Below are 21,067 nucleotides of genomic sequence, written 5' to 3' on the forward strand. Positions count from 1 at the left end.
TCAACACGGGCCCGTCCGGCGCACACGGACGGGCCCAGCGGTCATGCCCATAGCCCAAGCTGTTCGTCGGCACCTATTTCCGACATTTTGAACAAGCCGTTATCTTCAGGGGTGCCGCCCCCCGAGCGAGATAGGGTGAGGGAGCTACTGCCCGGCGGATGACGCACACCATGAGCGGGCGCCGGATCCAATTTGGGGTGCACATAAGCTGCCCCTGCCCGGGCTGCTTGACGCATGGCACCATAAATGAGCAGGATCTCTTCCCTCGTTCGCTCAAATAGCTCGGGCTTGGTGTTGCGAAAAGCGCGGAAGCTATCCAAGATAAGCGCAACTTCTTCTTCAGATAGCTCATAGAAATGAGCGTAAGCGGCGTCCAACTCGGCTTGCATAATGAAACGTCGTTCTTCATCCCAGATGAACGGCGCCCCATCATCCCCCAGATCACGCGCCCAAGAGCTCAAGTCGTATGAAGTATAGGTGAGCTCCAGGACTCGATCTCTGATCCATAGGTCTGGAGCGAGAGAAGCAAGCCACGAAACAGGTTGACGATAAAATTCCGGCGTGAGTACTGGAAGTTGTTCGACAACAAAATAAGACAGCGAGATGCCCGCATGCTTCTGTCTGACAGCAAAATCGAGAATTCGCGAGCTCAGACAGGCAAGGAGCAAGTCTGGCCGCCTACCCGGAAGGATCAAAGGCAGCTTATCCCCAGCAGCCGCACGCGGGAGAACCGACAGAATCAGGGTCCGCTCATCAGAGGCACGACAAACATTTCTTCTCCCGAGCATCCACCCGTGAACCCACTCCGCTCGCCCTTTTCCCTGTGCGCCACCGAGCCGCTTCTCGACATGCTCCTCACGCACCCAGTAGCGCGGCAGCGATGTACGACCGGGATTGGCGTGATCGCTTACACCTAGACGAGGCAGAGTTCCCTTGTTCAACTGCGCTTCCGTGGCATTTTCGTAGGTGGCAAAACGCGAGTCATAGTGATGCACCATTTTCCCCTCAAAGAGAGGAAGCGCTCTCTCACCGGAGCGCTCGAAAACCGCACCATTCAGGCTCCACCCATCAGCAGCAAGTTGCGCCGCTGTCTGAAAGAGACCGGAGTCCGCAGCCATGTGAAACATGGCCTCGAATCGAAGCTGCCAAGGGTTGACATCACGCCCATCGTCTAGCTTTCGCCAGAGCACTGGATGCCGATGAAGTTTCAGCAGAATACCCAAATAATCACTCCCATCACAGACGGGTGCAGTACGGGTGTTCGGATTCACCCTTTCAAAGTCCTCACCCGACAAAAAGAAGGTAAGTTCCTCAAGCTGATCGGGGCGACGGGCCCGGAATGCGAGTCGAACACGCTCATAGCGCAACCCAGGACCACAGGTGACGAAGAAACAGAAGCGATATTGATTATGCACATCCGCAAACAGCCTCTCCTCATTTTCAAAGTCCAGGACTGCTACGACTTGCCGGCGAGCGATCAGATCACCGAAGAACGCGGAAGTGGTCTTGTCTGTCGCAATCCCTGTAGGCACCACGAGCCCAGACATCCCTTGTGGCCCCAGCAGCATTCTGCTCTTTTCCGAGAAAACTGCATAGGTATTGACATCTCCGAATCCAGTGAGCGGAAAAATGCCCGAGCCCCGAAGAACCTTTGTCATGCCGGAAGATTCACGTACTGCAGCTTGAAAGCTAGCATACGTTTCTTGGTCTCCCGGACTTTCGCTCGCCTCAAGTTGGGCAATCAGCCTCTTGCGCACGGAGGCATTCAATGCGTCTGAGATCCGCTCATCTCGAGTAGCGAACCACTCCTTCTCCCATAGCTTGACTTGTTCCCAAGGCGGATTACCCACAACACAATCAAAGCCGCCCTGCCAGCCCGTGTCCGGGTTGTGGTCCGGTGCCTCCTCCCCCTCCACCCGGAAAACCCTTGGAAACTCCAAGTGCCAGTGGAAGAACCGGTTGCGGTCCACGATGTCGCGGAAGACTCGCTCGCCCGCGCTGGCGTCTCCCTCCACGCCCGGCAGCATGCCCATTCGCTCAACATGTTGCAGCGTGGCGCTGGTGATGGCCGGCGGGGCTTCCGCGTTCTTCGGCCAGAGGAAGGCCGCGCACCAGGCGTCCGCGACCCGTTTCGCGGCGATCGCGTCGAGCGACCGCTCGAACTCCCGGTGCCGCCTCGCCTGTTCGCGAATGTCCTGCAAGCCCCGCGGCCTGATCTTCCCCACCTGCTCGGCCGCGACCCGCAACTCCGCCGTGCCGATGCGGACCATCGGCTTCTCGAACACGGCCGTCTGCTGGTGTCCTGTCCCACCCGAGTTCTCGATGCGGTTCTGCTTGCGCAGATCGTTGACCAGTGCCTTGTCGTCTCCCTTGAGCGCGGTGAACGCGCCGTTCGGCAGGCCCTTGGCCAGCAGCTTCGGCGTCACTCCCAGCAGCGCGTTGCCGACCTTCAGTCGATCGTCCAGGAAGGCCAGCGGCTGTCCCGGGTCCAGGGACTCAAGCCACAGCGAGACCTTGGCGATCTCGACCGCCAGCGGGTTGATGTCGACGCCGTGTACGCAGTTCCGGACGACCAGGCTCATGGCCTCGCGGACCCGCTCGGCCGGTGGCTCGACATCGTCCGTTTCCAGTTGAGCGAACCGCAGGGCGATGCGGCGGGCCGCCGCCACCAGCACGTGTCCCGAGCCGCACGCCGGATCCACCAGGTTGATCTTCAGCAGCTCGCGCGGGTTGCCGTTGCCCGCCTTCTCGAACCGGGCGATCACCGGGTCGAGGGCGTTGTCCAACAGCTTCTCGATCAACACCGTCGGCGTGTAGTACGCGCCGGTCGTCTTGCGCTTGTTGCCCGGCAGGTTGTGCAGGTAGAAGCCACCGTTGGCGGCGTCCCGCCGTGGGACCAGCTCAAGCAGCGACTCGTAGACGCTGCCCAACTCGTCCGCGCCCAGGTGCCGGTAGTCGACCCGCTGCATCCGCCCCCGCGCGTCCGGGACCCGCGAAAGCAACCGGACGGCCGCCAGCAGGTGGTCGTTGCGCAGCTGTGCCCGCCGGAGTGGCTCCGCCGAGCCGAGCAGGGTGGCCGCCGTGGACAGGCCCTCCTCCGCCCGCAGATAAAGACCGCCGAGCTCGGGCAGGGCCAGTTCGGGGGCGCCACCATCCGTCCCCAGGGCGTCGAGCACCAGCACCAGGGACTGCCACAGGTCAGTGTTGCCGTCGCCGTGCCGGCGAGCGGCGATGCGGCGGAGGCGGCGGGTCGAGAAGTAGCGGGTGTAGGCGTCGCGGGCTGCCTCCGTCCGTGGATCCTCGCTCGGGTCGAGGAGGACGTTTCGGTCCTCGGCGACGAAGAGGAAGATCAACTGATAGGCGAGGCGCAGCAGTTCGTGGTGGTACTCCTCAAGCGCCTGGTGGCCGCCCCGGGCGAGGGCGTCCCGCAGCTCGGGGTTGCCGGTCAGGAAGCCGGTACCGAGGACGTTGATGGCCTGTTCGACCTGGTCGCGCAGCCGGTCGCGGGCGCGGGTGCCGGTCTCCTGGGCGTGGGCGCGCAGCCATTCGATACGGCAGTCGGCGGGGGTGAGGGCGGCCGGGAGGTCGGCGGCCTCGACCTCAGCTTCGGACTCGGTGCCGGCTTCCTCAGTGACCTCAGCGCCCTCGGCCTCCGCGTCCTCCGCCGCCACGCGGCGCCGCTTCTTGGCCGGCTTGGCGACGAGTTCGAAGCGGGAGGCGTGCAGGAGCGCGTAGAGCAGGACGAAGTCCGAGTACTGCTTGGTCTCGAAGATCGTCTCCAGGTCGAACTCCACGTACGAGGAGCGGACCAGGGTGGTGGAGTCGCGCAGCAGCCGCAGCTTCTTGCCGTTGGTGAGGATGCCCCACAGGTACTTGCTCGACGTGTTCAGCAGCTCCTGCATCAGCGACTGGGGCGAGGGGGCGGCTCCGACGCGCCGGTCGAGGTCGGTTCCCCAGGCCAGCAGGTGCAGGGGGAGGTGGTCCTGCCAGCGGTGGCTGACGGCGTACTTCTTGTCCTGGTCGCCTACCCGGACGGTGAGTGAGCCGACGTGGGTCAGCGGGCCGTAGCCGAGTTCGGTGAAGAGGCGGCGCAGCCAGGCGTTGCGGGTCAGGCTGGTGGCCGGCTTGTCGTCGGGGAGGCTGGCCAGGTCGTCGCGGAATGCCCGGTAGGCGGCGCGCAGGGCCTGCCAGGCGCGGCCGGCGGCGTCTCCGAGGCGTTCGGTGCGGGCGAGGCCGTAGTCGGTGGGGGCGCAGCCCGGGAGCTCACGGTCTCCTGTGGTGAGCTTGGCCAGCACGTCGGGGGTGAGGAGCCTGCCTTCGAGGCGGACGGCGGTCGAGGCGGCGAGTTGGTCGGCGGCGAGTACGGTCACCGGGTGGCTCCCCTGTCGGCGGTGTGGTCGAGCGAGGCGGCGGCGTGCGGCAGGTAGACGTAGACGCCCAACAGGTCGGGGTCGCCGGAGGGCGTCACGGTGATCCTGCGGGCCGCCGCGGCGCCCAGGTTACGGCCTCGTTCGCCGGCGGCCTGCCGGACCCGCTGGTGGGCGGTGGTCAGCTGCTCGGCCAACTGCCCGCTGGTCGCGGTGAGGTGGTCGCGCACCTCGGGGCGGTCGAGTTCGTCGAGGGCGCGTCGCATCTGGCTCTCGCGCAGGTGCGGGTTGGTGTTGCTGTCGGGGACGGCGGCCAGCAGGCGGGCGGTGGCCTCGTCGTCGAGCCAGTGGAGTTCCCCGGTTTCCTCGCGGCGCCAGGCCAGGACCCTGGGGTCCTCGGCGACCATCTCCTTGGCGCTGGCCGTTGACTTGCCGGGGATGGTGAGCCGGAAGCGGAAGCGGACCAGGAGCAGCACGGTGCGGCGGGGGACGGCGCTGGTGCGCAGCACGCCGAGGCGGCGGGCGGGGCGGTCGCGGTCGGGGACGGTGGGGTCGAGGGCCGAGTCGAGGACGTAGCGGGCGATGGCGCGGACGGCCGGGTCGGTGCGGACCAGGGCGGCCTCGCCGGGGGCGACGGGGAGGTCGGGGCGGAAGGCGAGTTCGTCGGGGGTGCCGGCGGGCGTCTTGCTCCTGGTCTTGCCCCCCTTGCTCCTGCCGCCCCTGGTCGTGGCCTGGGTGGGGGCGCGCCGGCCGGTGGTGGCAGCGGCGGCGGCCTGGTCGTCGGTCTCGAAGTAGCCGAGGCTGTGCCGGAGCCCAGGCGGCAGGGTGCGGGGCTGGATGGTGAAGCCACTGGTGCCCGGGCGGACGGCAGCGCCGACGGCGGTGAGTGCCTCCTGGGTGAAGTGGGCGATGTCGCCGGGCTCGCCGAGCGCCTGGCGGACCGCGTCCAGTTCGCGTCGCACCTGTTCGGGGTCGAGTGCGGAGTGCGCGAACTTGGTGGGCACCTTGGACTCGCGGGCGGCGGCGCTCTCCCATTCGCGGTGCAGCTGGTCGCGCGCGGCGCCCAGCGCGGCGTCGGAGCCGAAGTCGAAGGAGAGTTGGTCGGGGGCCTGGTGGCCGTGGAGCAGCAGGCTCTCGGTGAGCGCGCGCACCACGCCCTCGGCGGTTTCCTTGGGGACGGGGAGCGCGACGCCGGTCTGGTCGGCGATCGCGCGGTGCTTGCGGATGAGGACGCTGAGCACGGTGCCGTCGATGCCGGTGTCGGGGGTGTAGAGGGTGACGGCGCGCACGCGGCGGCGGCGCTGGCCGAAGCGGTCGACACGGCCTTCGCGCTGTTCGTGCCGGGTGGGGTTCCAGGACAGGTCGTAGTGGAGCACGGCGCCGAACCGTTCCTGGAGGTTGACGCCCTCGGAGAGGCAGTCGGTGGCGACGAGGACCTGGCGGCCGGGCCTGGTGGCGAGCTCCGCGATGACGTCCTCGCGGGCCTCGGGCGGCATCAGGCCGGTGACGGCTGTCACCTGGGCCCGGCGCTCCAGGGCCTTGGCCAGGTGGCGTTGGACGTAGGTGGCGGTGGGGATGTAGCGGCAGAACACGATGGGGTCGTAGCCGTCGACGAGCAGGGCCCTGACCTCCTCGATGAGGAGGCGCAGCTTGGCGTCGTGGGCCGGGTCCGCGAGGTCCTTGGCCCGGCGGGCGAAGGCGCGCAGGGCGGCGCGGTGGGCCGCGTCCGCGCGGGTCGCGGTCTCCGGCGCCGTGTCGTCGTCGAGGGCGGTGCCGGGGATGGCGTCGACGCCTTCCAGGCTTTCGTCGTCGGCGAGTTCGTAGATCTCCTCGCGGCCGAGCCGGTCGGCCTCCTCGGTGGTGTGCGCGTCGGCCACGGCGGCGCGGGTGGTCAGGGTGGCGTGGCCCGCTTCGGGCGAGGAGAGGACGCAGCGGAGCAGCGCGAGCGCGGACCACCAACTCATCCGTTGTCTCAGCTCGCCGTTGGAGTGCCGGACCTGGGTGCGGGCGAAGGTGATGACGTCGGCGACGAAACGTCGGTAGGGCTCGTCGAGGCGGTACTCCACCTCGCGCAGCTCGCGGTCCTCGGGGAAGGGCGTGTCCTCGCCGAGGAAGGACCGGACATCGCGGCGGCGTCGTTGCACCAGGTGGCGGGCGAGGCGGTCGCGGTGCCCAGGGATGGTGGGGTCGAGGGTGGCGAGCTCGGGGTTGAGGAGGCCGGTGAGCTTGGCGAAGGCGGTGCGCTCGCCGCTGTGCGGGGTGGCGGTGACGAGGATGAGGTGCCGGGTGGGGTCCTCGGCGAGGGCCTTGAGCAGCTCGTAGCGCTGCTGGTGTCCCGGGCCGGTGCCGACACAGCCGTGGGCCTCGTCGACGATGAGGAGCTCCGGGCAGGTGCGCAGGAAGACGCCCCGGCGGGTGCTCTGCTTGATGAAGTCGGTGGAGACGACGGTGTAGGGGTAGCGGGTGAAGAGGGACACGTCGTCCTCGATGCCGCGTTGCAGGCGCTCGGCGGTGGAGGGCAGCACGAGCTGGGCGTCCAGGCCGAACTTGTCGCGCAGCTCGCGCTGCCACTGCTCGGCCAGGGCTGGTGAGCACAGCACGGAGAGCCGGGTCACGGTGCCCTGTTCCAGCAGTTCCTTGGCGATCAGGGCGGCCTCGACGGTCTTGCCGATGCCGACGTCGTCGCCGATGAGGAGCCGGACGGTCTCCATGCGCAGGGCAAGCATCAGCGGCACGAGTTGGTACTGGCGGGGCTGGACGGCGATGCCGGAGAGGCTGCGGAACGGGCCGGCGCTGGAGGTGGCGGTGACGCGGAGCGCGGTGCGCAGCAGCTGGGCTGAGGCGAAGTCGCCGATAGCGTCGGTTCCCTGGGGCGTCGTGGTGCTGTGGCGCTCGGGCAGGCGGGGGGCGGCGAAGCCGGAGGGGCGGGGCCGCTCGGCGGGCAGGATCAGGGTGTCGTACTCGGCGTCGCCGTCGAGCGGGCGGGCCAGGATGCCGTGCTCTGTGGTACCGGGCAGGACGACCCAGTCACGGCCGCGCGCCGACACCAGGTCGCCGGGGGTGAACAGCGGGCTCACCGCTGAGCCTCCCCCGGGCCGAAGACGCTCGGGTACGCGCGCACGGTGTCCTCCCACTCCGCTTGGTTCGTCATCCTGATCACCAGCCAACCGAGGTCGGTCAGCCGGTCCTCGGCGGCCTCGTCGTTGAGGTCGGCGGGCACATGCCCCTGGGTGTCGAGGAACACGGCGACGTCGGCGTCGGAGAGCCGGTAGATCAGGTCGGGCCGGGCGCGGGCCGCCGGCACGTCCTCGCCGCTGGCGTCGGGCAGCCGGTGGCCACGGTCCCGCAGCCACTCTACGAAGGCGCCGCCGGTCTCGCTGTCCGCCCTCGCCAGCAGTTCCTCGGCCCGGCTGGCCGGGTCGGTCGCGACGGGCCGCTCGGGGTGGGCCCGGGATTCGAGGAGGGCCAGGAGGTGGGGCAGTGCCGTGTGGCGGTCGATGAAGGAGTGGTGGCGCTGGTTGTTGTAGGACAGCAGGCAGTCGTAGCAGCCGAGTTCGCAGCGCTCAGCGGCGCCCTCGGCGCGGTCGAGGTCCTTGCCGCGCTCGTCGAAGTGGAGGATGTCCAGGGCGGTGCGGGCCACGTCGGCCATGGCCTCGGGGTTGTCGTGCAGCAGGCGGAGGACGCCGGCCCCTCCCTCCGCGCCTTCGACGAAGAACATGCGGGCGCGGCCTTCGGCGTCGGGCAGCGGCTCGCTGTTCAGCTCGGCGTCCTCGAGCTGGAAGTGGGCCTCCATGCCGCGTTCCAGGGCATAGCGCAGGGTGGTGGCGGTGACGTCGTCCACCGGGTCGGCGAGGCGAAGGACGGCGATGTTCTTACTGTCCTGGACGTAGGGCAGGACCTTCAGGGTGCGGCGGGCCGCGTCGAACGAGTCGAAACTCTCGTCCTCGGCCGCGGCCTCGCCCTGGGAGCCGTCCTGTTTGGTCTTCTTGCTCTCGCTGATCCAACGACCGCTGGTGGGGTCGAGCCAGAAGCCGACGTCCGTCGGGAAACGGCGTTTCCGAAGACCCATGTTGAGCACCCGCACCTCGGCGGAGTCGCCGTAGGAGAGCTCGGCGACCTGGTGGGGCGTGGCGGGATCGCCCTCCTCCGGGGTGCGGAGGAGTCGGGCGGTGAGCTTGCCGGGGCGGCGACCGCCGTCCTTGAAGCGGTAGGTGGTACGCAGCTCGAACCCGGAGCGCAGCCGCTCCTCCTCGTCGGTGGAGATGCGGCGGCGGGGGTTGGCGTAGACGGTGGTGAGTTGCATGAGTGAGCCGAGGACCCGCACCAGCGGTGCCCCGCAGCCGGGGTTCTTGCAGCGGTCGGCGCCGTCGCGGCGGTCGTGCCAGTAGCCGCACTGCTCGCAGACCTTGGCCTCGGTGGTGGCGATCTGTCCCGGAGTCTCGCTGACGGGCATCTGCACACGCTCCACCGCGTATCTGCTGCCCTCGTGGTAGATGAGAGCTCCGGGCCCGAACTCGCCGATGGCGATGAACCGCGGTCGCTGGATGTAGGCGCCGTCGCGGCGGCGGCGCCGCTCGCCGGGGTGGATGTCGTCGGGTTCACCGCGCCGGCCGGGGATGTAGGCGGCCAACGGCAGGCGGGGAAAGGAGTAGCCGGGCAGGAAGCCTTCTGAGGCGAGATAGCGGTAGGTGTAGAAGTCGGTGAGGCCGTCCTCGGTGCCCTCGTTGCACAGCAGCCGGATCTGGTTTTCCGCCTGGAAGCGGCGTTCCTGGGCACGGCGTCGCTCGGCCGGGCGCAGGGATCGGTCGTCGACGAGGCGATGCTGTTCGTTACGCTCGCCGAGGGCGGAGCGGTACAGGCGGCGCCAGCGGTCGCACGCCTCGTCGAGAGCCGTGAGGGCGCCAAGCACGGTGTCAGCCACCCACCCGGGGTACCACCAGGTGGTGTCCGCGAGCCGGTCGTTGAGGGGGGCCAGCACCTCGGTGGCCCGGGCGGTGGCGCGCTGGCGGATGGTGTTGCTGTCGAGTTGGCGGCGCAGGTGCGCGGCAAGGGGTAGCGGGAGTGGTTCGCCGGGGCCGGCGGTGGCCTCCATGTCGATGATCTCGGTCATCCGGTTACCGAGGGGGGCCTCGGCCTCGGCCAGCCAGATCGCTTGGACATGGGAGCGGAGCAGGTCCTCGTTGGTGAGGTCGAGGCGGGGTGGGACGACGCTGCCGGAGACCATCAGCCGGGGGCGGCGGAAGTAGTACTGGTCGTGGGCGCTGCCCGTGGAGCAGTAGGTGGTGACGAGGGCGGGCTGGCCTGAGCGGCCGGCCCGGCCGGAGCGCTGGGCGTAGTTGGCCGGCGTGGGTGGGACGTTGCGCAGCGCCACGGCGTTGAGTTCGGCGATGTCGACGCCCAGTTCCATCGTCGGCGAGCAGTAGAGCAGGGGCAGGGTGCCGTCGCGGAAGTCCTGCTCGCGCTTCAGCCGCAGCTCGGGGTTGACCTGGGCGGTGTGCTCGCGCCCTTCGAGGCCGCTCAGCTCCTGGGCCGTCTCGCGGTACAGGTCGCGGAAGAAGGGGTTGACGCGGCCGGTGTGCCCGGGGTGGAGGACCTTGCGCACCGGGTCCGGCTCGGCGCTCTCGCCGTCGCCGGGGAGCCACACCAGCGTGGACGCCTTCAGCTGGTAGCCGACGCGGCCGTCGTCGGCCTCGCGCACGGCCTTGAGCAGCCCGGTGCGCTCCAGGACCCGGAAGAGGTCACGGATCACGCGGTCGGCGTCGTCGGTGGGCAGCCGTCGGCCCTTCAGGCCGGGGAGGGCCTCGAAGGCGCCGGGGCGGCGCAGGTAGCGGCCGAAGCCGCCGCGGCCACCGAAGTAGACGGCGTGCTGCGGCGCCCCTTCCTTGGGGGAGCTGCCGGCGTATGCCTCCCTGGCGACGGTGCGCGGTTCGAAGGGCGGGATCGCCCAGATGCCGTCGAGATAGTGGCGGCTGGCGCTGAGCAGTCGCTCGAAGCCCTGCTGGGTCAGCAGCGGCTCGTCGATGGCCAGCGAGCGACGGAGCTCGTCGAGGAGGCAGCGAGCCACCTCTTCGCGGTGTTCCGGGGCGTCCAGGGCGAGCGCCTCGTGGGTGTCCGCCCAACACTCCGGATCGGCGGCAATCTCGCGCAGCGAGCGGTAGTCGATGCGCAGCAGGCCGGTCTGTGCCAGGTTGGGCATGGTGAGGCGCCAACCGCGCTCCAGGTCGGCGTAGACGCGGTAGCTGAGGGCGGCTCGCAGGGCGGCCTGGGTGTCCTCCAGCTGTCCGTACTTCGCCTCGGGGTGCTGGGCGTAGGCGTGCGTCGGGAGGGCGAGGGCGTCGGCGAGGGCGCCCGGCATGGTGTCGTGTCGCAGCCCTCCACTGTCGCGGGCCTGGCGAACCGCGCGGTAGAGCGCCCCTCGGATCTGCGTCACCTGGGCGAAGTCGTTGAAGTGCCCCGCCTGGAGGCTGGCGTCCTGGCGGTTGTCGACGAAGGTGAGCAACTTGCGGGCTCGGTCGCTGAGGTCGGGTGCCTCACGCAGGGAGCGGACGACGCTGGCGCTGACGAGGGAGACGGCGGAGCTACGGCCTTCGGCAGAGAAGGTCGCCAGCTTCGCGAAGTCGCGGACGCGCAACTGCTCGTAGCTGACCCGGCAGCGTGGGCAGAAGCGGAAGGGCGCGGCGATCCACCAGGCCCGCAGACCTTCGCCCGGAGCGCGGGTGGTCCCGTCGGGAGCGACCCAGACCTCGCGGGGGAGGTCACCAGCCCGTGCCGCCACCAGGCGTGGGTTGCCGTCGGCGCCGGTCTCCACCCAGCTGTCCGGCAGGCGGCGCTGGGCCTCGGTGAAGTCGGCGGGCCAGTTGAGCTCTTCGGTGTCGGAGAGGTAGAGGAAGCCGTCACCTGCCTGGGCGGGAGCGTCCGGGTCGGCGCGGGCCGTGAAGCGGACTCCGGTCTCGGTGGATTCGCGAGTCACCACGAGGTAGTCGTGTCCACATTCACGGCAGAAGGCCAGTGGGATCAGCGGCTCGTCTCGGGCCTCGGGCACGCTGATCTGCCGGTGGCTGGTGAGGTAGCGCTCGGCGGGTGGCCTGAGCCCCGCGTACACCGTGTCGCCCTTGGACAGGAACTGGTGGAGGCGGAAAGCGAACAGGGGGCGCCCGGTCTGCGGGTGCCGGACCCGCGCGCCGGCTTCGAGGCCGGCCATGATGGCGGCGTGGCAGGTCTCCTCAGGCTCCCCGCACGCGGCCTTCAAGACCGCGGTGAGTTCCGGGATGGTGGTGGGTGGGCGGCGGATCAGCTGGCCGCTTTCCGGGTCGCGGTCCAGTCCCGCGTTGCTCTCGATCCAGACGGCCAAGGAGTCCTCAGCCAGCTCGCGGTAGATCGTCGGAAGCAGTGGTGGAGTGCTGGCGGCTCGGCGGACGGCATCGGCCAGGGCCGACGGGTCCGCGTCCGTCCCGGCGCGCCCGGGGTCGGTGGCACGCTCCACCGTCTCGCCGATGACGTGTTCCCACTCGATCGGGGTGCCGAAGATCTCCGACGCGACCTTCGCGACTTCCTTCTGGGTGTCTTTGAAGGTCCGGGCGTGCGCGATCGTCGCCGAAGTGCCGATGCACTGGAGCTCGGGGTTGCCACACGCGTCGCGCAGCCGGCGGACCAGCAGGGCGACGTCGGCGCCCTGCCGACCGCGATAGGTGTGAAGCTCGTCGAGGGTCAGGAAGCGCAGCCCCTGGGCGGCGCCGATCAGCTCGCTCCGCTCCTCGGGGCGGGTGAGCAGGTACTCCAGCATCACGTAGTTGGTGAGCAGGATGTCCGGTTTGCCGCGACGGACGGCCTCCTTCTCGTCCTTGCCCTCCTGCCCGGTGTACCGGGCGAACGTCACCCGTCGGTCGCCCTCCGGAATGCCCCACTCCAGGTAGCGCCGCAGCTCCTCGTGCTGGCTGTTGGCCAGGGCGTTCATCGGGTAGACGACAATCGCGGAGATGCCGTCGGGGTTGGGGGTGCGCAGCACCGAGTTGATGATGGGCAGCATGTACGCCACGCTCTTGCCGGAACCGGTTCCCGTGGTCAGGACGTAGGACCTGCCGACGTCCGCCGCGTGCACCGCGTCCAGCTGGTGCTGGTGGAGCGGCAACGACCGGTCGCCCGGGTCCTCCGCTGACCGCTTGATCCGGAAGTAGCGATCACATTCGGGGTGGAGCACACCGTCCGCGACCAGCTGCTCCACCGTGCCCCCGCGGCGGAAATTGGGATTGAGCGCGAGAAAGGGATCGGGCCAGCGGGTCTTTCGGTCCCGCTCACGCTCCAGATGACGCCGGATATGAGGGTCCCGGGCCCAGACCAGTGACGAGGTGAAGGCCGTGTAGTCCTCGATCAGTCGTCGATGGGTCTCGAAAACGTCCATTCCGCCCCCCTTGGGCACGTTCTCAGTCCGGAACGGAACAGCTTAGTTCGCATCGCCCACTGCTCGTTGCTCTCACGCCGACAGCGGCCCGTGACCTGCCCGCTCCCAGGGCTCGATAACTGATCGGTCCGGGAGAGGGTCGGCTCGTAGGATGGCCCCCGACCGACCATCCGACTCCGACGACCGTCAGGACCCGAAACGTGACACGCCTCGGCGATTCCGTGCAGCGCGCTTCCGCGCTGTTCGCGCAGGATCTCTCCTCCGACTCCACCGTGCGGCAGCTGCTGGAGGAGACCCGGTCACGGCGGTATCTGGACCTGTCGGACCTGTCGGCCGAGGAGCAGGCGGCGCTGATCGCCTCGCGCGCGGTGGACGTGCTGCCGGGGGTGGAGAAGCTCGCGGAGCGCATCGCCGAGGTACGGAAGGCGGGGCGCGGGCTGCGGGTGAAGTTCGGCATCGACCCGACGGCAACCGACGTGCACCTGGGGCACACGGTGCCGATGATCGTGCTCAGCCGCTTCCAGCGGATGGGGCACGAGGCGACGTTGATCATCGGCGACATCACCGCCAAGATCGGCGACCCGACCGGGCGGTCCGACGAGCGGCCGCCATTGACCGACGAGGACATCGCGCGGAACCTGTCGGGCTACCGGGACCAGGTGCGGCCGTTCTTCGACTTCGAGCGGGTGCGGTTCCGGCACAACAGCGAGTGGCTGGCGGGGATCACGCTGCCCAAGCTGATCGGCGTGCTGTCGCACGTCTCGGCCTCCGCGCTGCTGCAGCGGGACGACTTCCGCAACCGTCTGGAGGGCGGGCACGGGCTGTCGATGTCGGAGCTGATCTACCCGGTGGCGATGGCGATCGACTCGGCCGAGATCGACGCGGAGATCGAGCTGGGTGGCGTCGACCAGCTGCTGAACATGCAGATGGGCCGGCGGGTGATGGAGATCTACGGTCTCGACCCGCAGATGATCGTCACCATGCCGCTGATCGAGGGCACGGACGGCTCCGGGGCCAAGATGTCCAAGTCCAAGGGCAACTACATCCCGCTGACCGCGACCCCGGACGACGTGTTCGGCAAGATCATGTCGATCCCCGACCGGCTGATGGAGCCGTACCTGCTGGCCTGGACCGAGTGGACGGACCAGGAGCTCGCGCTGGTCAAGGGGCGGCTGGCGGACGGGACGCTGCACCCGATGGCCCTGAAGCGGGTGCTGGCCGGCGAGGTGGTCGCGGCCCTGCACGGGATCGAGGCGGCCATGTCGGCCAGGGCCGGGTTCGCGGCGCAGTTCTCGAAGAAGAGCTTCACCGAGGTGGCGGCGCTGCCGGAGCTGGTGCTCGCCGAGCACGGTGGCGAGGCGGTGACGGCGGTGCTGACCGGGGTACTGGGGTTCACGCCGAGCGCCTCGGCGGCCCGGCGGCTGGCCAAGCAGAACGGGCTGCGGCTGGTGCTGGAGTTCGCCGGCGGGCGGCAGGAGGCGGGCGTGCTGGCGGAGGCGGACGCGTTGCGGGCGCTGGGCGAGGTGGTGCGCGAGCGTCTCGAGGGTCTGGAGGAGAAGCCCGAGGGGGTCTACCTCAAGGCCGGCCGCAAGCTTGCCCGGGTCCTGGGGTAGCGCGCGCGGAGGCGGGGCGTAGCGTAGGACGCGGCGGTGATCTGCATGCGTTTGCGAAGCGGTAGGAAAGCGGATCCGGCGGTGTTCCGGATCACAGGGGCCCGGCGCGGGTTGCACGAGGACGTGCTGGCGCGGCAGCGGCGCTACGTCATCTCGATGTTGGTGCGCACGGTGGCGGTGCTGCTGACGGTGGCGCTGTGGAACGTGAGCCGGCCGCTCGCGGTGGTGGCGTTGGTGCTGGGGGCCGTGCTGCCCTACGTGGCGGTCGTGGTGGCCAACGCCGGGCGGGAGAACGTGACTTCGCTGCCCTCCACCTTCATCACCAGGGACGCTCCGCCGACGCTGCCACCCGGCCCCGGCGACGCACACAATCGGAACTGATCATTCCGCGCGGCCCGGCCCCGCCCCGTCCGGACCTGCCGAAGAAATCCTCAGATGATTGGGCTGTTCGGCTGCGGTGAACGGGGCATTGCATGTCATACTTCAAGAGCGCTCCGTATCCCCCGTCGGAGCGACGGACCGACGCCGGGCGGCTCCCCCCGTGGCTGCCCGGCGTCGCCTTCTTTTGTGTCCGCTCCGCTGGAGTTTCCCGTGAGGTTTGTGGGGGAGATGAATGGATCCCGTGATGTCCGACCAGGCCCCCGAGACCGTCGTCTGCTCGGCGAAGGGCTGCCGTGAGGCCGCCGTGTGGGTGCTGGCCTGGAACAATCCCAAGCTGCACCAGCCCGAGCGCCGCAAGACCTGGGTGGCCTGTGACGGTCACCGCGAGCACCTGTCCACGTTCCTCTCGGTGCGGGGTTTCCTCAAGGACGTGGTGGAGCTGACCGAGTGGGAGGCCCGGCGGGCCTCAGCCGCCGATCGCTGACATCGGGCGGGCCGGCTGCACGAAGGCCCCCGGGTCGTCGAGGCCAGAGCCGGCCTTCTTGCCCCACATGGCCGCCCGCCAGCGCTCGGCGAGCTCCGCGTCGTCGGCGCCCGCGCGCAGCGCCCCGCGCAGGTCGGACTCGTGGCGCGCGAACAGGCAGTCGCGCACCTGACCGTCGGCCGTCAGCCGGGTGCGGTCACAGGCCCGGCAGAAGGGGCGGGTGACCGAGGCGATGACGCCGACCCGCTCCGGGCCGCCGTCCACCAGCCAGCGCTCGGCGGGCGCCGAGCCACGCTCCTCGCCGCCTTCCGGGGTCAGCGTGAAGCGGGTGCGCAGCGACTCGAGGATCTCCCCGGCCGTGACCATCCGGGCGCGATCCCAGCCGTGTTGGGCGTCGAGCGGCATCTGCTCGATGAACCGCATCTCGTAGCCCTCCTCGATGGCCCACGCCAGCAGCTCGGGTGCCTCCTGGTCGTTGAGCCCGGGCATCAGCACCGAGTTGATCTTGATGGGGTCGAGGCCGGCGGCCCTGGCCGCGGCGAGGCCGCGCAGCACGTCCTCGTGGCGCCGGCGGCGGGTGAGCCGCTGGAACACCTCGGGGTCGAGGGTGTCGAGCGAGACGTTGACCCGGTCGAGGCCGGCGGCGCGCAGCGCCTCGGCCGTGCGCTCCAGGCCTATGCCGTTGGTGGTCAGGGCGAGGGAGGGGCGCGGCCGCAGCGCGGCGCACCGCTCGACGATGGAGACGAGCCCGGGCCGCAGCAGCGGCTCGCCGCCGGTGAAGCGGACCTCGGTGACGCCGAGCTCGGTCACGGCGATCGTGACCAGCCGGACGACCTCGTCGTCGGTGAGCAACTCCGGTTTGGCGAGCCAGGAAAGGCCCTCCTCCGGCATGCAGTACGTGCAGCGCAGGTTGCATCGGTCGGTGAGGGATACCCGTAGGTCGGTGGCGATCCGGCCATAGGTGTCAAGCAGCATGCGCGAGCCTCCGCCGTGTTGGAGCACGTTGTGGAGCAGATGTCTCGCAGCGTACGACACCCCTCTGACAGGATCCCGGGCTCGGTCCCGGCTGCCGCGCGAAGGGCCGTGCGAAGGGCCGTGCGAGGGGCGTGCGCCGGGCGTGCTATTCGCGTGCGGGCGGCATTCGACGGTGGGTCAACTCCCCTCCGGGCCAGGGGCGCTGTCGGTGCCGGCCCGTATCCTCAATGACCATGCTCGAAGACCACCACGCACCCGCGGCCCGCGTTCCCCTCCAGCAGTCCGCCGTCCGGCCGTGGCCCACGGGCTATCCGGCCGGATACGCCGTGGTGGACGTGGAGACCACGGGGCTCGCCAGGGACGACCGCATAGTGTCGGCCGCCGTCTACCGGCTCACCGCCCAGGGTGACGTCGAGGACCACTGGTACACGCCCGTCAACCCGCTGCGCGATCCGGGCCCCACCTGGATCCACGGGTTGACGGCCGACGTGTTGGCGGACGCGCCGCTCTTCCCGGACATCGCCGGGGAGTTCGCCGAGCGCCTGGCCGGCCGGGTGCTGGTGGCGCACAACGCGGTCTTCGACTGGACGATGATCGCCAGGGAGTACGCGCGGGCCGGCCGCGTCGCGCCCGTCGAGCAGCGGCTGTGCACCATCGCGCTGTCCAAGGCGCTGGCGCTGCCGCTCGTCAACCACAAGCTGGAGACGCTGGTGGCGTACTTCGGGGTGGAGCAGCGGCGCGCGCACCACGCGCTGGACGACGCGCGGGTGCTGGCCGAGGCGTTCCGGCCGAGCCTGCACCACGCCGCCCGGCAGGGGCTCCGGCTGCCGCTGCTCGCCTGCCGGCCGATCACCGAGTGGTCGGACGCGGGGGGCGGCGGCGCGTCCGGGCGGGACGCGGCGCGGCCGTCCGCCGGGAGCTGGCGCGGCGGCTGGCGGCAGACCAAGCGGCGGCCCCCCTGCCCCTACCCCAACCCCGGGCGGTACCAGGCGGGCGGGCGGCTCGTGCAGGGGATGCGGGTGGCGTTCTCCGGGGACACCTCGACGGACCGGGAGCTGCTGGAGGACCAGGCCTTCGAGGCCGGGCTGCACATCGCGTCCAGCGTGTCGAAGTTCACCAGCCTGCTGGTCACCAACGACCCGGACTCGCCGACCAGCAAGGTGGCGCGGGCCCGCGCCGTGGGCACCCCCATCCTGGACGAGGCGGCCTTCACCCAGTTGCTGCGCGACGTGGCCCCGGCGCAGGAGGAGTGAGCCCCTTCGGGTACGGTCGTCAGCTGTGTACCGCTTTCTGCTGTCCCGGCAGTGGGTGATCCTCACCCTGGTCGCCCTGCTGCTGATCCCGACGATGATCTGGCTCGGGTTCTGGCAGCTGCACAGACACGAGCAGCGGGTGGCGCGCAACGACCTGATCGCGTCCAGCCTGGAGGCGCCGCCGGTGCCGATGCGCGAGCTGTCCTCGGTGGACGGCGCGCCGGACCCCGACGACCGCTACCGCGCGGTCACCGCCACCGGCGTCTACGACGAGGACGGCCAGGTCGTCGTCCGCAACCGCAGCAACGCCGACGGCACCGTCGGCTACCACGTCCTGACGCCCGTGGTCGGGGACGACGGCACGGCGGTGCTGGTGAACCGGGGCTGGATCTCCGCCGGCTCCGACCTGACCACGACGCCCGAGATCCCCGCCCCGCCCTCGGGCGAGGTCACGGTCACCGGGCGGCTGATGGCCGACGAGACCTCCGACACCACCGGCATCAGGGACCGCTCGGGGCTGCCGGACGGCATGGTCATGATGATCAGCAGCCAGGAGCGGTCGGCCGCCACCGGCCTGCCGATGCTGGGCGGCTACCTGGAGCTGACGGAGACCACGCCCGAGCCGGCCGCCCAGGACGGCCAGCCGCAGCCGCTGCCCGCGCCCGACCACACCGGCATCGGCGCGCACCTCGCCTACGCCTTCCAGTGGTGGATCTTCGCGGCCGGCGTGCCGGTCGGCTGGGTCATCCTGGTGCGCCGCGAGATCCAGGACCGGCGCCGGGCCGCCGCGAAGGCGGCGTCCGCAGCGAAGGCGAAGGACCGAGAGCCGGAGCCTGAGCCGGACCACGCCACGGCGTGACGTTCGCGGCGCGCGGCCCCGGGGGTGGCCGGCCGCCGGTCAGGACCGCCCGGGGCACGCGGTGTGCCCTGCCCCCGCCAGGGGGCGCTAGCTCAGGCGTTCCGGGGCGTGTTTGGTCGAGCGGAGGCGGACCTCGGTGGGGAGGACGTCAAGGCCGGCGGAGACCCGGGCGTGTTCCACGGCTTCGCCGTGCAGGCGGCGCACCGCCTCGTCCGGCCTGGCATGTGGCGCGAGCAGCAGGCCGACGCGGATCCTCGGCTGGGTGCGGCGGCCGACCAGCGTGACCCTGGCCTCGTCGATGCCGGGCAGCGACTCCGCCTCGGCGGCCACCACGTCCTCCATCGCCCGGCCGCGCAGCAGCGCGCCCACCCCGTCGCCGCTGTCCACCAGCACCTCGTCGAGCCGCCGCTCCCGCAGCTGGGCGACGAGCCACCACCCGGACAGCAGCACGACGAGCGCGAGGCCGCCGATGACGGCGGTCCACCACCAGCTCTCGTCCCGCCACCGCGTCCGCTCGGCGTCGCTCAGCAGCACGTCCTCCGACCCGCTCCAGGGCCAGGCGCCCGGCGCGAGGTCGAGCGCGGCCAGCGTGACGGCGAGGCCGCCGGCGAACAGCGCGAGACCCAGCAGGCCGAGCAGCACCCGATTGACGACGCTCAGCACGTCCCTCACCTCCTCGCCGGCCGGCGGACCTGGACGGCGAGCGCGGGCTGGCGGGCCAGGCCGAGCTCCCTGATGCCCTCGCCGAGCACCGCGTCCAGATCGGCCCGCACCACGTCCAGGTCACGGAAGTGCGCCTGCGCCCACGCCCTGACCCGACGCCGGCCGACCGACACCCGCACCGAGCGCACCCCCGACACCTCGAGGGCCCGGTCGCGCAGCACCACGGCGGCGGCCCCGCGTTCGATGCCGGCGCGCAGGAACTCGTCGTCCCCGCGCCGCATCGGCAGCAGCCCCCGCAGCCCGGGCGTCACGGCGAGGACGACGAGCAGGACCCCGAGCAGCATCGCGGCCAGCGCGCCCAGCACCACCCAGGCGTCGTCCAGGTTCGTGGCGGCGAGCTCGTCGGCGAGCCGGCGCCGCCAGGCGGCGGCCGGCCGCTCGGCGCGCACCGAGACGATGTCGTACAGCGGCACGCCGGCCGCCACGATCAGCAGCGCCGCGGCCAGCCCGGCCGGCAGCCGACGCACGGACCAGAACCGCGGCGCGGGCTCCGACTCCGCGGCGCCCGGCGCGTAGCGGACGGCGGAGGTCGTCTTGGCGAACGCGCCGTGCTCGGCGTCCGCCGGGGCCTCGGCCGGCTTCTCCGTCTTCTCCAGTGTGGTGGTGGCCGGTTTGGCCACGTCCTCGTCCGAGTCGCTCATCACCGCACTCTCCCCGAGCCGTTGCGGTCGGCGGTCAGGTGCGCGGAACGCAGCCGTTCCACCGCGACGACCACGTCGGTCGTCTCCATGCCGGCCAACTCCCTGATGCGCCGCTCCACCTGACGGCGGACCTGGCGGCACCGGGCGCCGATATCACAGGGATACCCGAGTTCGACCGCGAGTTGAACGCTGGCGAGCCCACCGGTCCCCGACGGGTCGGGCGAGCGCCGCACCACGGCCGTCGCGTGCTGCTCGCCGCCGTCGCCGAGGGCCTCCCGGGCGGCCTGGGCGGCGAGCTTGGCCACCACCCGCTCGGAGATCCGGGTCGCGCCGCGCTCCGCGGCCGGGACCGACGTCCCCGCCGCCGTGTCCACCGTGCTCATCGCCACTCACCGCCGCCGGTCTTCGCCGCGGTCCCTGACACGGAAGAAGTCGCCGGGTTCGAGGTCGCCGTCCGCGAACCGGCCGGCCACGAAGCCGATCGCGCCCAGGGACGCCACCAGCAGGAAGGCCCCGAAGCCGCCGAAGTACCCGGCGAAGCCCAGCGCCATGCCGGCGATCATGCCGATCACAGCCATGCTCATCTCGCGCTCCTACTGCAGCGGGGGGCGTTCGTCGTCGTCCTCTTCCTCGTCGGGCAACTTCACGTCGCCGACGTTGATGTTGACCTCGACGACCTCGAGCCCTGTCATCCGTTCGACGGCAGAGATGACGTTCTCCCGTACGGTACGGGATACCGCGGCGATGGAAACTCCGTATTCCACAACGATTTCGAGATCGAGAGCGGTCTGCACCTCGCCGACCTCCGCCTTGACGCCGCGCGTCGCCGACCTGCTGCCGCCCGGCACACGATCGCGGACCGCGCCCAGGGTGCGGGCGCCTCCACTTCCCAGGGCGTAGACGCCGACGACGTCACGGGCCGCCATGCCGGCGATCTTCGCCACCACGCCGTCGGAGATGGTGGTACGCCCGCGGGTGGCGGGATCGCCCGTCCCGCGGCGGGTCCCGGTCGCCGTCGTCGTCGCCGTCGGTGCCGTCGTCCTGGTGGGGACCTCGGTCATCGCCTCCGGGCCGGTGTCGGTCACTTGGCTGTGCTCCTTTCGGGGGCCGTGCGGTAACGCTGCGCTGTGCTGGTGGGGTTGGCGGGGGTGAGCATACGAGATGCCTTTCCCAACGCTGGGCGCTCACTCGGGGTTTCTTCCCGCTTCGCGGGGGCTGGTCGCACCGCGCTGCGCCCGAGCGCGGTGGCGCTCCGCGCCGGTGTTGCCCCCACCCGCCCACCCTTTCTCGCGCTTCGCGCGGGTGGTGGCTCGGGCGCTGGCTAGCGGTGGCTGCGCCACCGGTGCCCGGCGCTCCGCGCCGGGGTTTTCCCC

General features: G+C 70.6%; 14 protein-coding genes. 5 read left to right on the forward strand and 9 right to left on the reverse strand.

Annotation, left to right across the window (positions count from 1 at the left end; all coding sequences use genetic code 11):
* Window positions 1–41: 41 nt before the first annotated feature.
* Genes RNC47_RS24805 through RNC47_RS24815 form a run of 3 tightly spaced genes read right to left on the reverse strand, consistent with a single transcriptional unit; the run spans window position 42 to window position 12,765 of the window.
* On the reverse strand, window positions 42–4,370 hold the full coding sequence (locus RNC47_RS24805; RefSeq protein ID WP_311601778.1) for an Eco57I restriction-modification methylase domain-containing protein: 4,329 nt from the start codon (window positions 4,368–4,370) through the stop codon (window positions 42–44).
* Window positions 4,367–7,444, reverse strand: a complete 3,078-nt coding sequence (locus RNC47_RS24810; RefSeq protein ID WP_311601779.1) for a helicase-related protein — start codon at window positions 7,442–7,444, stop codon at window positions 4,367–4,369. Before RNC47_RS24810 ends, RNC47_RS24805 begins: the two co-directional genes overlap by 4 nt.
* On the reverse strand, window positions 7,441–12,765 hold the full coding sequence (locus tag RNC47_RS24815; protein ID WP_311601781.1) for a DEAD/DEAH box helicase: 5,325 nt from the start codon (window positions 12,763–12,765) through the stop codon (window positions 7,441–7,443). Before RNC47_RS24815 ends, RNC47_RS24810 begins: the two co-directional genes overlap by 4 nt.
* Before the next feature lie 200 nt (window positions 12,766–12,965).
* Between RNC47_RS24815 and tyrS the strand changes: the two genes are divergently transcribed.
* The 3 genes from tyrS to RNC47_RS24830 all read left to right on the forward strand — a co-directional run bounded on the left by tyrS (window position 12,966) and on the right by RNC47_RS24830 (window position 15,243).
* Window positions 12,966–14,378, forward strand: coding sequence for a tyrosine--tRNA ligase (tyrS, locus tag RNC47_RS24820; RefSeq protein WP_311601782.1), 1,413 nt, complete (start codon window positions 12,966–12,968; stop codon window positions 14,376–14,378).
* Window positions 14,379–14,423: 45 nt separating this feature from the next.
* Entirely contained in the window at window positions 14,424–14,759 is a 336-nt protein-coding gene (locus RNC47_RS24825) for a DUF3099 domain-containing protein (RefSeq protein WP_311601783.1), read from the forward strand.
* Between the two features lie 244 nt (window positions 14,760–15,003).
* Window positions 15,004–15,243: a hypothetical protein gene (locus RNC47_RS24830; RefSeq protein ID WP_311601784.1), complete on the forward strand. Its 240-nt coding sequence runs from the start codon at window positions 15,004–15,006 to the stop codon at window positions 15,241–15,243.
* Here RNC47_RS24830 and moaA read toward each other — a convergent pair.
* The gene (gene moaA / locus RNC47_RS24835; protein WP_311601785.1) at window positions 15,226–16,218 is read right to left on the reverse strand and encodes a GTP 3',8-cyclase MoaA; all 993 of its coding nucleotides are present in this window, start codon (window positions 16,216–16,218) and stop codon (window positions 15,226–15,228) included. The genes RNC47_RS24830 and moaA overlap by 18 nt on opposite strands.
* A gap of 227 nt (window positions 16,219–16,445) precedes the next feature.
* Between moaA and RNC47_RS24840 the strand changes: the two genes are divergently transcribed.
* Window positions 16,446–17,471 carry a DEDDh family exonuclease gene (locus RNC47_RS24840; protein WP_394814867.1) on the forward strand — a complete coding sequence of 342 codons (1,026 nt, stop codon included), beginning with the start codon at window positions 16,446–16,448 and terminating at the stop codon, window positions 17,469–17,471.
* Between the two features lie 25 nt (window positions 17,472–17,496).
* Window positions 17,497–18,330 carry an SURF1 family cytochrome oxidase biogenesis protein gene (locus RNC47_RS24845; protein ID WP_311601787.1) on the forward strand — a complete coding sequence of 278 codons (834 nt, stop codon included), beginning with the start codon at window positions 17,497–17,499 and terminating at the stop codon, window positions 18,328–18,330.
* A gap of 87 nt (window positions 18,331–18,417) precedes the next feature.
* Here RNC47_RS24845 and amaP read toward each other — a convergent pair whose 3' ends face one another.
* From amaP to RNC47_RS24870, 5 genes are read right to left on the reverse strand one after another with little or no spacing between them, the layout of a single operon-like run.
* On the reverse strand, window positions 18,418–19,002 hold the full coding sequence (gene amaP / locus RNC47_RS24850; protein ID WP_311601788.1) for an alkaline shock response membrane anchor protein AmaP: 585 nt from the start codon (window positions 19,000–19,002) through the stop codon (window positions 18,418–18,420).
* Window positions 18,999–19,694, reverse strand: a complete 696-nt coding sequence (locus RNC47_RS24855; RefSeq protein WP_311601789.1) for a DUF6286 domain-containing protein — start codon at window positions 19,692–19,694, stop codon at window positions 18,999–19,001. The genes amaP and RNC47_RS24855 overlap by 4 nt, the downstream gene beginning before the upstream one ends.
* Window positions 19,694–20,077: a hypothetical protein gene (locus RNC47_RS24860; protein WP_311601790.1), complete on the reverse strand. Its 384-nt coding sequence runs from the start codon at window positions 20,075–20,077 to the stop codon at window positions 19,694–19,696. Before RNC47_RS24860 ends, RNC47_RS24855 begins: the two co-directional genes overlap by 1 nt.
* A 6-nt stretch (window positions 20,078–20,083) precedes the next feature.
* Window positions 20,084–20,278 carry a hypothetical protein gene (locus RNC47_RS24865; protein WP_132819924.1) on the reverse strand — a complete coding sequence of 65 codons (195 nt, stop codon included), beginning with the start codon at window positions 20,276–20,278 and terminating at the stop codon, window positions 20,084–20,086.
* Between the two features lie 9 nt (window positions 20,279–20,287).
* Window positions 20,288–20,755, reverse strand: a complete 468-nt coding sequence (locus RNC47_RS24870; protein ID WP_311601795.1) for an Asp23/Gls24 family envelope stress response protein — start codon at window positions 20,753–20,755, stop codon at window positions 20,288–20,290.
* Window positions 20,756–21,067: the final 312 nt, after the last annotated feature.

This window comes from Streptomyces millisiae (genome assembly GCF_031845425.1).
Taxonomy (GTDB): domain Bacteria; phylum Actinomycetota; class Actinomycetes; order Streptomycetales; family Streptomycetaceae; genus Streptomyces; species Streptomyces millisiae.